Raw genomic sequence first — 12,536 nt, forward strand, 5'->3', positions numbered from 1 at the left:
GGGGTGATGGCATGCTCGTGAGAATTGTCTACTACATGAACAACACCCTACCCAAAGAGAGGATAGTCGTCACCAACGACATAAAGAAGGCGGAAAGGATAGCAAGGGAGGACATGGAAAAGCTCCGCGCGAGGGGCTACGAACTTGAGTGGGTCGCTTAGCCTTCCCTTTGCTTCCCTTCCCTTGACGTTTATCGACGACTCTCTGACGTCGCAACTGTAGAGTGTTTCTTCTAAAGGCTGACCTCCTCCCCGCCGTGAGGGGCGAAGCTTTCAAAAGAAAGATGTAAAGTGGGACATCCGCCCCGACCCCGCGCGAACGTTCGTTCGCTGGTCGCGCTGTCATCCACGTGACTGTTTGAACTGCTCCTGAATCTCCCTGTAGTATTCAATGGTCTCCTCGCTCACGCTCGGCCCTATTTTCTTCATGGCCTCCTCGAAGTCCTTCATCGTGACCTTGACCCTCCCCCTTATCTCATCGGCCTTCATGCCGGGCCTTATGATGCCCTCCTGGAGCGCCCTGCGCATGGCGAGCATCGCGGCCTCTCTGACCACCGCCTCTATGTCGGCTCCCGTGTAACCCTCCGTCCTCTTCGCCAGCTCTTCAAGTCTGACGTCCTCTGCGAGCGGCACGTTCCTGGTGTGCACCTTGAGTATCTCCAGTCTGGCCTTCTCGTCCGGTGCTGGCACGAGTATCAGCCTGTCGAACCTGCCGGGCCTGAGCAGGGCCGGGTCTATGATGTCCGGCCTGTTGGTCGCCGCTATGACGACCACTCCACTGTTCTCCTGGATTCCGTCCATCTCGGTGAGGAGCTGGTTGATGAGCCTGTCGGTGACGTGGTTGACATCGGTTCCCCTGCGCGGAGCAATGGCGTCAATCTCGTCTATGAATATGACCGTTGGCGCAGCCTGGCGAGCCTTCCTGAATATCTCCCTGATGTTCTTCTCGCTCTCACCGACCCACTTGCTCAGCACCTCTGGGCCCTTGATGGCGATGAAGTTCGCTTCACTCTCGTTCGCTACAGCCTTTGCCAGGAGGGTCTTACCGGTTCCGGGCGGACCGTAGAGGAGTATTCCCTTCGGCGGGGTTATGCCGAGCCCGAGGAAGGCCTCCGGATACTTGAGCGGCCACTCAACGGCCTCGCGGAGCTCCTCCTTCACGCTCTCAAGGCCGCCTATGTCGTCCCAGTGGACGTTCGGAACCTCCAGGAGCACCTCCCTGAGCGCCGACGGCTCGACCATCTTGAGAGCCTCGTAGAAGTCCTTCCTGGTGACCCTGAGCTCCTCAAGGACCTCCTTGGGTATGTGCTCGGCCTCGAAGTCGATCTTGCCCTCCTTGATGAGCCTCCTCAGAGCGGCCATCGCCGCCTCCCTCGCCAGCGCCGCCAGATCGGCACCGACGAATCCGTGGGTGACTTCAGCCAGCTCCTCGAGGAGAGCATCGATGAGCCTGGCCTTGACCTCGTCGTAGAGCTTCTCGTCTATGCCCCTGAGTATCTCCGGAATCTCCTCATCCTTCGCTCCTTTGACCTTCATCAGAGCCCTCTCGGCGCTCTCGCGGTAGGCGTCGTTCCTCTCAAGCTCCTCGAGTATCTCGATGACCCTGCCCTTTCTGAACTCGGGCTCGATGGGCATTCCCCTCGTGTGTATCTGAAGTATCTCCTTCCTGCCCTGCTTGTCCGGGACGCCGACCTCAAGCTCGCGGTCGAACCTTCCTGGCCTCCTCAGGGCCGGGTCGATGGCGTCGGGCCTGTTGGTCGCGCCTATGACTATGACCTTTCCGCGGCTCTTGAGACCGTCCATGAGCGTGAGCAGCTGTGAAACGACGCGCTTCTCGACCTCGCCGTGGGTTTCCTCCCTCTTCGGAGCTATGGCGTCGATCTCATCAATGAAGATTATCGCCGGCGCGTTCTCTTCAGCTTCTTTGAAAACCTCCCTAAGCCTCTCCTCGCTCTCGCCGTAGTACTTGCTCATTATCTCCGGACCGTTGATGGCTATGAAGTGGGCGTTCGCCTCGTTTGCCACAGCCTTCGCAAGGAGGGTCTTACCCGTTCCCGGCGGGCCGTAGAGCAGGACACCCTTGGGCGGTTCAATGCCGAGCTTCTCGAATATCTCCGGGTGCTTGAGCGGGAGCTCTATCATCTCCCTGACCTTCTGGATGACGTCCTTGAGGCCGCCGATGTCCTCGTAGGTCACCCCCAGAGCGGCAGTCTTGGAGACCTCCTTGACCGGCTTCTCGCTGACCGTGAACTCGGTGAACTCGGTGATCTGGACTATTCCCGCTGGGGTCGTAGCGGTGACCACGAAGGTTAGCTCCTGTCCGAGGATGCCGACCTTGATGTAGTCTCCCCTGACGACGGGCCTCCCGACGAGCCTGCTGTGGAACCACTCAACGAAATCGTGGCCGAAGCGTATGGGCTCTGTCGGGGCGACTATGACCTTCTTCGCCTCCTTGACGTCGGCCCTCCTGACGGTCACCTCGTCACCGAGGCCGACACCGGAGTTCTTCCTTATGGTTCCGTCCATTCTTATGATGCCGAGCCCCTCGTCCTCTGGATAAGCCGGCCACACCACCGCGGCCGTGTTCTTGGTTCCGATTATCTCGATGATGTCGCCGCTCTGAACGCCGATTTCACGCATTGACTTGCGGTCTATTCTAACTATTCCCCTCCCAACGTCCCTCTGGTAAGCAGAGGCGACCTTGAGCTTAACTTCCCTCTTTTCGGTCATCTTTCACCACCTCCAAACTTCTCATGACCGATGATCGTGAGATTCAATGTTTTTATTTTACTTGGGGGTTGTAGGGGGCGGAGCCCCCTCCGGTATTAAATTAAAGCGGGGTCGTGGGGCGAAGCCCCACATCGGGGGTTTGATGGTAGAGGAAGATAAGAGGGTGTCCCCCTTGTCTTCCCTTACAACGAAAGGGTTACTCAATCTTGACTTCGAAGCCCTCTCCCTCCTCCTTCTTGGGGGCCTTCTTGGGTATCTCTATCTCAAGGACGCCGTTGTTGTAGCGGGCCTTGGTCTTCTCCGGGATGACCTCCTCCGGCAGTCTGATGACCCTTCTGTAACCGCTGTAGTAGCGCTCGATCCTTATGGCTCCCTCGGTTTCAAGCTCCTTCTCGCGCTTCACCTGGGCCTCGAGATAGACGGTGTCCCCCGTAACGCGGAGCTTGATGTCCTCCCTGCGCACTCCCGGAAGCTCGACGGTTATGATGAACCTGTCACCGCGGTCGAAGATGTCCACGAAGGGCTCGCGCCAGGTCTCGCTGACGAACTCGTAGCGCTCGGGCTCCCGGGTGCTCCAGAGCCGCGGTCCATGGAAGACGTCCCTAAAGATGGCGTCGATCTCCTCCTGTATCTCCCTCATCAGGTCAAAGGGGTCCCAGTAGCGGTCCCTCCTCCAGACCATACTCCCACCCCCCTCAACCTTTTGGTTACCAGTAGTTACTAAAAGGGAAGAGTTTAAAAAGTTTTGTGTTCATAAATGGACATTAAAGAAGAGCCAGAGACATAGCGGGGATGTGGAAAAACTACAACATTATACGGACTGTGATTGGAAGAAGTACAAAGAGGGAGGGGGGAAGCTTGGGGCACCACCCCCTTCGTTCTTTCTTGAGGGAGACCTCAAGCTTCCGGGCAGCGGGCGTTCCTACCAGGGCCCGCAACGCTGCTACGTACAAACTTAAATGTTGGTCGCCCACTTCTCCTGCACTGTAATGTAAGTGCAGGATATATATTAATCTTTCGCGTTCTTTGTTGTACATTCAACAACGATTAAAAAGTTCGGTTAAAAAATTTCCAGTACCCCGACAATGTTGTGGTGGATTCGATAGCCGTTGATTCGTATCCAATCCCATTAAGAATCCTTGCAAACTCCTCGGCAAAGCCGTAAACTGTGAAAACCCTCTCCGGGTTTACCCGTTCCACGATCCTCATCAGCTCCCAGAAGTCGGCGTGGTTGCTGAGCTTGAGGGTTCCAAAACCGGAAACCGTCAGCTCCCAGGGCGAGAGGGAGTTCTCAACCTTGGGCGAGCGGTAGGAACGGAGGAGGACTTCACCATCTGCCGAGATGTTGCCGAAGGAAAGGCCGAACTTCGAATAAACGCGCGCCACTTTAACCATCTCCCGCGAGGCCCTGACGGTGTAGCCGTGAAGGTCGAGTATCTTCATGACTTCCTGAGCTTTCCCCATCTGGTTGACGTAAAGAACCGGTTTTTTGCCCCTCTCCAGCGCCTCCTCGACGAAGGCGATTAGCTTTTTCTCGGCTTCCCGCGGCGTTGGAAACGTGAAGTGCGGAACGCCAAAGGTGGCCTCGATTATCAGAAAGTCCGCCCTCGGGAAGCGGCTCTTCTCGGCCGTTCTGAGCTTGAACCACTTGGTGTCGCCGGTGTAGAACAGCGTCCCGTTCTCGAGCCACAGCTTTATTCCGGCCGAGCCGAGCATATGGCCGGCTGGATAGAGCTTCGCCTTGAAATCGCCGAGGTAGAAGGTCTTTCCGAACTCGATTTCCCTGTAGAAGCCGCCCTTTCGGAGGTGGCTAAGGAACTTGGTCGCCCTGGTGGAGTAGATAACCTCTCCGCTGACGAAGTGGTCCGTGTGGGCGTGGCTCTGGAAGGCAAAGCGGGCCGAGCTGTCGAGGCCTACGTTGTCTATTATCATTATTTTTGAATAAGCTCCCGAAACCCTTATTTATCTTCGTTTCGACATTCCTCTGGGTGTTGAGATGTCCACTTACATCATCGAGACTGAGAAGCTCACCAAATTCTTCGGCAGGATGAACGTTGTGTATCATCTCAACCTGAAGGTTCCTAAAGGTGCAGTCTACGGCTTTCTCGGCCCCAACGGCGCCGGAAAGACCACCACAATAAAGATGCTTACCGGGGCGCTGAAGCCGACCTACGGCGAGATAAGGATTTTTGGCCTGGACATGCCGAGTGAGAGGGTTGAGATAATGCGAAAGGTCGGCTATATGCCCGAGAAGCCCCTTGCCTATGAGGACATAACGATTTTCGAGTTCCTGACCTATATGGGCCGTCTCTTAGGTCTTCCCAAGGAGGAGGCCGTGAAGCAGGCGAGGGAGCTGATGGCCTACACCGGAGTTGGAAAGCTGGCCTTCAACAGGATACGGGAGCTCTCAAGCGGTCAGAGGCAGAGGGTTACTTTTGCCATGGCCCTCCTTGGGAACCCTGAGCTTCTAATCCTCGACGAGCCGACGAGCAACCTCGACCCCCTCGGGAGAATGGAATTCATCGGCAGGGTTTTGGAACTGGCCAAGGCTGGAAAGACCATCTTCATAAGCTCACACATAGTCAGCGAGATAGAGAGGATGTGCAACCACGTCGGCCTGATTAAGGACGGCCAGCTCATCGAACAGGGGCGCGTTAGAGACCTGGTGAACGTCGAGGGGACAGATTACGACGTTGTTGTCTCGGACAACGGGAAGCTCCTGGAATTCCTGAAGGACAGGGTTTACGTGAGGGAGGCATGGGAAGAGGAGGGAATCCTCCGAGTGAAGCTCGACGAGAGGTTCGCGGAGCGGTTCTTCGTTGAGCTACCCGCCTTTCTGGCCAAAGAGGGACTCGCCCTCAAGCTCTTCAAGTCCCACACGAGTCCGCTGGAGAGGATCCTGATGAAGCGCTTCAACGTGGGGTGGAAGGAATGAGCGATAACGGCATGAAGCCCTTCCAGAGCGCCCTCTGGGTGGTCTTTGAGAGCGAGTTCAGGAGATTGATCCGCTCAAGGAAGCTCAAGGTCCTATTCCTCGTTACGTTCTTTCCTGCGTTCATATACCTTCTCAGCCCAAACGCATCGGGAACCGGCATTGATGCTATGCTCAAGGCGTTTCAGGCTCTCATGCTTGATCTGGTCCCCAACTACTGGCTGGGTATAATCGGCCAGCTCATCGCGATAATCCTCATGAGCGACCTCCTCGCGGGTGAGATAGACCGGGGAACAATAAGGGTACTGCTTGCGAGGCCGGTGAGGCTCAGCGAGGTTGTAGCCGCGAAGTTTTTCGCTGGACTCGGCGCCCTTGCGATTCTCTTTGGAGTTCCCTACACCGTTATCTGGCTCTACAACCCCCTCGTTTACGATACCGGTGCGAACGGACTCTGGAAAGGCCTGCCCGACTTTCTCCTTGCCCTGGGAGCGACGCTCCTTGTTCTGGCCGCCCTCGGCGCCCTGGCGATGCTGGTTTCGGTCATCATAACGCGCCCGCTCTACGCCTCGCTGGCGACCTTTGGGATAGTCTTTCTCCTTCAGTTCCTCCTGCCCCAGATTCCCTACGTCAAAACCCCGGAGCGCTACACCCTCGGCTATCAGGCGGTGGTTCTGCTGAAGGCCGGGTTCGATAAGGTTGACCTGGGCGCCTTCATCGGGAATCCCTCCCATACGGCCGTCTTTTTTGGTGCAGTTGGGGCCATCTTCCTGGCCGTTGCCTGGGCGGTGCTCGTAGGCCGCGACTTCCCCGATTGATGGATAATTTATCCGATGTCAAGCACAACCTTTAGTTATGTAAAAGCTTTTTATAGGCCGGCGCCCAAATAGGGGCAGGTGGTAGGCATGACTTTCGATAAGGAGAAGCTCGCGAAGATTAGGGAGGAGGAAAAGCGCTGGGACGAAACAACGGTTAAAAAGTTCATTGAGAAGAGGCCCGAGAGAAAGGAGAAGTTCATGACCGACGACGGTTTTGAAATAAAGCGCACCTACACTCCCGCTGACCTCGGCGAGGACTGGGATTACCTCGAAAAGCTCGGCTTCCCCGGTGAGTACCCGTTCACCCGCGGAGTTTATGCAACCATGTACCGCGGAAGGTTCTGGACGATGAGGCAGTACGCCGGCTTCGGAACCGCTGAGGAGAGCAACAGGCGCTACAAGTACCTCCTCGAACAGGGCCAGACCGGCCTCAGCGTCGCCTTCGACCTGCCGACCCAGATAGGCTACGACTCCGACCACCCGATGAGCGAGGGTGAAGTTGGAAAGGTCGGTGTCGCCATTGACTCCCTCTGGGACATGCGCGTCCTCTTCGACGGAATCCCGCTCGACAAGGTCTCAACCTCGATGACCATCAACTCGACCGCCGCTAACCTCCTCGCCATGTATATCCTTGTGGCTGAAGAGCAGGGCGTTGCTCCGAGCCAGCTCCGCGGAACGGTTCAGAACGACATCCTCAAGGAGTACATCGCGCGCGGTACCTACATCTTCCCGCCGCAGCCGAGCATGCGCCTTACGACCGACATCATAATGTACTGCGCCGAGAACGTCCCCAAGTGGAACCCAATCTCGATAAGCGGCTATCACATCCGCGAGGCCGGAGCCAACGCCGTCCAGGAGGTTGCGTTCACCCTCGCCGACGGTATCGAGTACGTCAAAGCCGTCATAGACAGGGGCATGGACGTCGACAAGTTCGCCGGGAGGCTGAGCTTCTTCTTCAACGCCCACAACAACTTCCTTGAAGAGATCGCCAAGTTCAGGGCCGCCAGAAGGCTCTGGGCGTATATAATGAAGGAGTGGTTCAACGCCAAGAACCCGCGCTCGATGCTCCTGCGCTTCCACACCCAGACGGCCGGCTCAACGCTCACCGCCCAGCAGCCGGAGAACAACATAGTCAGGGTCGCGATTCAGGCCCTTGCGGCGGTTCTCGGAGGAACTCAGTCCCTGCACACCAACTCCTACGACGAGGCCCTTTCCCTTCCGACCGAGAAGAGCGTTAGGATAGCCCTCAGGACCCAGCAGATAATCGCCTACGAGAGCGGCGTCGTTGATACGATAGACCCACTCGGAGGCAGCTACTACATCGAGTGGCTCACCGACCACATCTACGAGGAAGCTTTGAAGTACATTGAGAAGATCCAGAAGATGGGCGGTATGATGAGGGCCATCGAGCGCGGCTACATCCAGAAGGAGATAGCGGAGAGCGCTTACAAGTACCAGAGGGAGGTCGAGGAGAAGAAGCGCATCATCGTCGGTGTGAACGAGTTCATCGTCGACGAGCCGCTCGACGTCGAGATACTCAAGGTCGACCCAAGCATCAGGGAGAAGCAGATCGAGAGGCTCAAGAAGCTCCGCTCCGAGAGGGACAGCAAGAAGGTCGAGGAGGCCCTCGATAAGCTCAGGAAGGCGGCGGAAACCGACGACGAGAACCTCATGCCCTACATCATCGAGGCCCACAGGCACCTCGCGACCCTTGGGGAGGTCACCGACGTCCTGCGCGAGGTCTGGGGCGAGTACAGGGCGCCGCTGATATTCTGACGCATCGTTTCATTTTCTTCTTCCATTCCAAAACGTTTTTAATTCCATGCGATAGTTAAATCGGTGGTGGTATGAGAACCTCCCGTTTCCTTGTCCTTCTGCTCCTCATCGGTGCCATTCTCTCCCAGCAGGTTATTGCCGAACCTGCACCCGGGTATCGGTTTCCAGACCATCCGGTTATGATGCACCTCAGCGTCGCCAGCAACGGAAGCTTCGCCCTCATTGGGATTACTGTGTCCGAGTATGGAAAGCTGCCCGACCATATGTGCCCAATAGACTCTCCCGATACTTACATCGGCTGCCGCGAGCTCTCCGGAAGGGAATATATCCTCATTCGAAGTCGGTGACGGCGTGAAGTACGTTAATGTCACGGACTCGTTGGCGAGGTTCAACTTCACCGTCCTTTCAGTTGCTCCCCTCGGGAGGGAGTGGTTCCTCATCGGTGTCCGCCACCTTTCCCCCTGCGAGTTCGACGTCTGCACCAACGTAAGCTACACCGTCATGGAGTACCTCCCGGAGGAGGAACGGATTGGGAGGCCCGTTCGCCTTTCTCAAATTGACTCGGACGTTCTCTTCAACCTGCCCGGTGTTATGGCTGTGAGCGGGACACTCTCCAACGGCTCGCTGGTCTTCTCCTTCCCCTACGCCAACGAAACATATCCCGTTCCGGTTGAGGCCTTTGAGAAGTACCTCCGCCTCCTGAACTTCAGCGACTCCAGCGGCCTGAATGCGGAGAGCCTGCTGAAGCTCTTCCGGGCGGTACCCTTCCGCGGAGGAATCATCCTTTACCTTCCAAGCTACGGGCTTGAGGCCTACACTCCAGAGCCATACTCCGTCAGGGAATACCTCCTCATTGGGAATAGGTCCAGCGTTTACTTCCCCCACATGTGGGTTGGGCACTCCGGTTTCGTCTACTCCCCCAATAACGCCAGCGCGACTCCCCTGACAGAACGACTCTTCCCGCCTTTGCTGTACTACCACAACGGAAAGCTCAGCCCCCTTCTGAACCTCTCGGTTGAGACCTATGTCCGGGCCTCCGACGGTTCCGGTGAGGCGTTTACCTGTGCTCAGCCAGTTCTGAAGCTTCCAAACGGAACCCTTGCCCGGGTTGGGGGAAACTCTTCCGTTCCCGAGCTGGAACTTCCCCCCGATGAAGGCAGGGTCTATATCTCCATCGTCCGCACCGTACCCCATTACTCCCCAGAAAACTTCACTTTCGTGGATCTTTGCGTTAACAGAGAGGAAATCCTCCATGCCAGGCTTGGTGAGTCACCGGTGTCCTTCCTCCAGACACCTTTTCCAGGGCTGTTCCTCAACGTCAATGGCTCGTGGGTGTACGGGAGGCTGAGTAGTGGAGGATTCAGAGACTTTTGCATCGATTACTGGGGACCAGCTTTCAACGAAACCTTCGTCTACGACCCCGTTGGGAGGATTCTCCATCCCATTGAAGTGAGCACGTTGGGACGTGATTCCTCCCATGAGTTCCATGCGTGGAAGGCCAACCGGGGCGCCGTTAGTTTCATAACGCCCTCCCTCGATATCTCCTGGATCCCTCTGGAAAACCTCTCTCGGTGTGTCCCCTCTTCAAAAGCTGCGTCAATGCTCCGCGGGATTAAAGTGGGGGAGGGGATACTCTTTTATTACCCATTCTACGTTACGGGAATCGCGCTCGAGGGGCGCGGCTGGGCAACCGTCTGGGGCGACTACTCCTCAAACGCCCCCACCACACTCGACGGTACCTGCCTGGCATTCTACTACTCAGACGGCAGAATAACTTCCGCTCTGAAGGCCGAGACCGCCGTTGTAACGGTGCCAGTCGGGAACTGGAGCGTTAAACTCGGCATTCCGTATATTGATACGGGCAACGCCCTCAACGTCTCCCCGGAGCTCCCGGAGGAAAGCACGCCCACTCAGACCCTGCCAGGGGAAGAGGGTTCGAGCGTTTGCGGTCCGGCCGCGATAATCGGGTTCTCGGTAATCCCCCTCCTCCTGAGGAGAAAACGCCGGGGATAGCTCCGGGTGGAAAACCTTAAAACCCCACGAAAAAGCTTAAAAAAGGATAGCCAAAGCATCAACAGGCATCATGATAATCCCGGGAGGTGTAGTTATGGCGAGAAACAAGCCGCTTGCGAAGAAGCTCAGACTTGCCAAGGCCGCCAAGCAGAACAGGCGCATTCCGGTCTGGGTCATCGTCAAGACCAACAGGAATGTCATGACCCACCCCAAGAGGAGAATGTGGAGGAGAACCAAGCTCAAGGAGTGAGGTGAGTTAAGATGATCAAGCCCGGAGAGGAAGTCATATTCGTCGTTCCCATACAGAAAATAAAGAAGCGCGTTCCACGCTGGAAGAGGGCCCCGAGGGCCGCCAAGTTCGTCCGCGAGTGGATAGCCAGGCACGCCAAGGCCGACGAGGTCATCATCGGCACCGACGTCAACGAGAAGCTCTGGGAGCGCGGCGCAGAAAAGCCGCCCAGCAAGCTCCGTGTTAAGGTTATCGTCGAAGAGGAAGACGGCAAGAGAATTGCCAAGGTCGCCCTCGCCTGATTCCTTTTAATTTAACGAGGTGACGAGATGCACATAGAAAGGCTCGATTTTGAGAACTCTCCGTATCTGGGCGTTTACGGTACCGCCACCGACAGGGTAGCCCTTATCAGGGAGGGCCTCGGCGAGAAGAAGCTCGAGGTTCTCAGGGAGGTTCTCAAGGTTCCGCTCATTGAAACGAGCATAATGAAGTCGCGCATAGTGGGTATATTCGCGGCCGGCAACTCCAGCACCATAGTCGTCCCCTGGTACGTCTGGGACGCCGAGCTGGAGAGGATAAACGGCCAGCTCAGAGAGCACGGGATTGACACCGAGATAGTCCCGTTCCAGAGCACCCTCACCGCCTTCGGCAACCTCATCCTCGCCAACGACAGGGCGGCGCTGGTGAGCGCGAAGTTCAGCCGCGAGGAGGCCAAGAGGCTCGAGGACGTACTCGGCGTCGAGGTCGAGAGGGGGATGATAGGTGACTTCCACGCCGTCGGGAGCGTCGGGGTCGTCACCAACAGGGGCGGACTCGTTCATCCGGAGGCGACCGACGAGGAGCTCGAGTGGCTCCGCGACCTCTTCAAGGTTGACATCTACGTCGGAACCGCCAACATGGGCGTTCCCTTCGTTGGCTCATGCATGCTGGCGAACTCTCACGGTGTCGTCGTTGGGCACCTGACCACCGGACCCGAGATAGTGAAGATTGAAGAAGCCTTGGGCTTCCTTGATTGATGATGGAGGTGTGAGCTATGGAGGTTAAGGTCTTCCGCGTTAAGGGCGTTTTCGAGAGGAACGGAAAGAGGGAGAGGTTCACCAGGGAATACCGCGGCCTCAAAGCCGAGGACGTCGTTGAGATACTCTACTCCGAGGTCGGCAGCAAGCACCGCGTTCCGAGGAACAAGATATGGATCGAGAGCGTCGAGGAGATAAAGCCCGAAGAGGCCGAGAACCCGATAGTCAGAAAGCTCAGCGGGCTCTGATTTCCTTTTCTATTCCATCCCAAGCTTCACTGAGAAAGCCATTTCTTCCCTTGCCTTTCCAACGCTGAGCCTGAGCGTGAATTTTCCGTGTCCGCTGAGGCCGATAAAGCCACTCATGGCCTTCTGGAGTCCCCGCGGTGAGAGAACTTTCTCGTGGGAGATTATGAGCGTCGGTTCCCTGATGAACTCGTAGGTGAACCTTCCCTGCTCGCTTCCGAAGAAGACGATATCCTCGACCATCTTGCCGAGCAGAAGAAGGTCAGCGTAGCCGGCCTTCTGGAGGTTTAATGCAATCGCTCCTTCAAAGCCGTTTTCCAGAGGTTTTAGGGAGACCTGGGCGTAGTCTTCCAGGTTTCCCGCCTCCAGAACATCGCCCGGGAACGTGACCCGGTAACTCGGCGTAATGTAGAGAAACAGAACACCGTTTTTGAGCCGGTATCCAGGAAGCTCGATCCTTCCGGAGCCGGGGACGTCGAGTTCGACCCTGTACTGGGCCGGAACCAATGGGAGCTCGCTGGAGAGGACGCCCTCCTCCGGCACGAACTTTCTTGATGTATTGAAGAGCCAGCCCGAGGTGTAGTACTTGGAGCCCCTTGCCCCTATCCTGGGACCCAAAAGGACGGAGCTTACCGCGTTGAACCTTCCGTATTCGACCTCAACGCTCTCTGGGAACAGGACCGCGTTCTCCAGAACCTCAATCCTCCCGGAAACTTCCTCGACAAGTTTTCTGACTCTGCTGGAGAAAAATCGACCGCCGGAAATCGTGAGGATTCTCATT

Annotated in this window: 14 protein-coding genes; 10 read left to right on the forward strand and 4 right to left on the reverse strand. The window is 56.8% G+C overall.

The window, feature by feature from the left end; genetic code table 11:
* Window positions 1-11: 11 nt before the first annotated feature.
* Complete coding sequence (locus E3E42_RS06695; protein ID WP_167903534.1) at window positions 12-161, forward strand: hypothetical protein; 150 nt, start codon at window positions 12-14, stop codon at window positions 159-161.
* 180 nt (window positions 162-341) lie between these two features.
* Here E3E42_RS06695 and E3E42_RS06700 read toward each other — a convergent pair whose 3' ends face one another.
* From E3E42_RS06700 to E3E42_RS06710, 3 genes are all read right to left on the reverse strand, one after another.
* On the reverse strand, window positions 342-2,729 hold the full coding sequence (locus E3E42_RS06700; RefSeq protein ID WP_167903536.1) for a CDC48 family AAA ATPase: 2,388 nt from the start codon (window positions 2,727-2,729) through the stop codon (window positions 342-344).
* Between the two features lie 196 nt (window positions 2,730-2,925).
* On the reverse strand, window positions 2,926-3,411 hold the full coding sequence (locus E3E42_RS06705) for an Hsp20/alpha crystallin family protein (protein WP_167903538.1): 486 nt from the start codon (window positions 3,409-3,411) through the stop codon (window positions 2,926-2,928).
* 365 nt (window positions 3,412-3,776) lie between these two features.
* Window positions 3,777-4,661, reverse strand: a complete 885-nt coding sequence (locus tag E3E42_RS06710) for an MBL fold metallo-hydrolase (RefSeq protein WP_167903539.1) — start codon at window positions 4,659-4,661, stop codon at window positions 3,777-3,779.
* Between the two features lie 64 nt (window positions 4,662-4,725).
* Between E3E42_RS06710 and E3E42_RS06715 the strand changes: the two genes are divergently transcribed.
* From E3E42_RS06715 to rpl18a, 9 genes are all read left to right on the forward strand, one after another.
* Window positions 4,726-5,664, forward strand: a complete 939-nt coding sequence (locus E3E42_RS06715) for an ABC transporter ATP-binding protein (protein WP_167903540.1) — start codon at window positions 4,726-4,728, stop codon at window positions 5,662-5,664.
* A complete protein-coding gene (locus E3E42_RS06720) occupies window positions 5,661-6,476 on the forward strand; it encodes an ABC transporter permease (protein WP_167903541.1) in 816 nt (271 codons plus the stop codon). The genes E3E42_RS06715 and E3E42_RS06720 overlap by 4 nt, the downstream gene beginning before the upstream one ends.
* Before the next feature lie 87 nt (window positions 6,477-6,563).
* Window positions 6,564-8,252, forward strand: coding sequence for a methylmalonyl-CoA mutase (locus E3E42_RS06725; protein WP_167903676.1), 1,689 nt, complete (start codon window positions 6,564-6,566; stop codon window positions 8,250-8,252).
* 71 nt (window positions 8,253-8,323) lie between these two features.
* A complete protein-coding gene (locus E3E42_RS06730; RefSeq protein ID WP_167903542.1) occupies window positions 8,324-8,599 on the forward strand; it encodes a hypothetical protein in 276 nt (91 codons plus the stop codon).
* Between the two features lie 4 nt (window positions 8,600-8,603).
* Window positions 8,604-10,265 carry a CGP-CTERM sorting domain-containing protein gene (locus E3E42_RS12190; RefSeq protein ID WP_167903543.1) on the forward strand — a complete coding sequence of 554 codons (1,662 nt, stop codon included), beginning with the start codon at window positions 8,604-8,606 and terminating at the stop codon, window positions 10,263-10,265.
* A gap of 94 nt (window positions 10,266-10,359) precedes the next feature.
* The gene (locus E3E42_RS06740; protein ID WP_167903677.1) at window positions 10,360-10,515 is read left to right on the forward strand and encodes a 50S ribosomal protein L39e; all 156 of its coding nucleotides are present in this window, start codon (window positions 10,360-10,362) and stop codon (window positions 10,513-10,515) included.
* 11 nt (window positions 10,516-10,526) lie between these two features.
* On the forward strand, window positions 10,527-10,796 hold the full coding sequence (locus tag E3E42_RS06745; RefSeq protein ID WP_167903544.1) for a 50S ribosomal protein L31e: 270 nt from the start codon (window positions 10,527-10,529) through the stop codon (window positions 10,794-10,796).
* Between the two features lie 27 nt (window positions 10,797-10,823).
* The gene (locus tag E3E42_RS06750) at window positions 10,824-11,510 is read left to right on the forward strand and encodes a translation initiation factor IF-6 (RefSeq protein ID WP_167903545.1); all 687 of its coding nucleotides are present in this window, start codon (window positions 10,824-10,826) and stop codon (window positions 11,508-11,510) included.
* A gap of 17 nt (window positions 11,511-11,527) precedes the next feature.
* The gene (gene rpl18a, locus E3E42_RS06755) at window positions 11,528-11,758 is read left to right on the forward strand and encodes a 50S ribosomal protein L18Ae (protein WP_014013577.1); all 231 of its coding nucleotides are present in this window, start codon (window positions 11,528-11,530) and stop codon (window positions 11,756-11,758) included.
* Between the two features lie 9 nt (window positions 11,759-11,767).
* On the opposite strand, the gene E3E42_RS06760 is transcribed toward rpl18a, so the two are convergent.
* Window positions 11,768-12,535 carry a hypothetical protein gene (locus E3E42_RS06760; protein WP_167903546.1) on the reverse strand — a complete coding sequence of 256 codons (768 nt, stop codon included), beginning with the start codon at window positions 12,533-12,535 and terminating at the stop codon, window positions 11,768-11,770.
* Between the last annotated feature and the right edge of the window lies 1 nt (window position 12,536).

It is taken from the genome of Thermococcus sp. JdF3 (assembly GCF_012027495.1).
Lineage (GTDB): Archaea > Methanobacteriota_B > Thermococci > Thermococcales > Thermococcaceae > Thermococcus.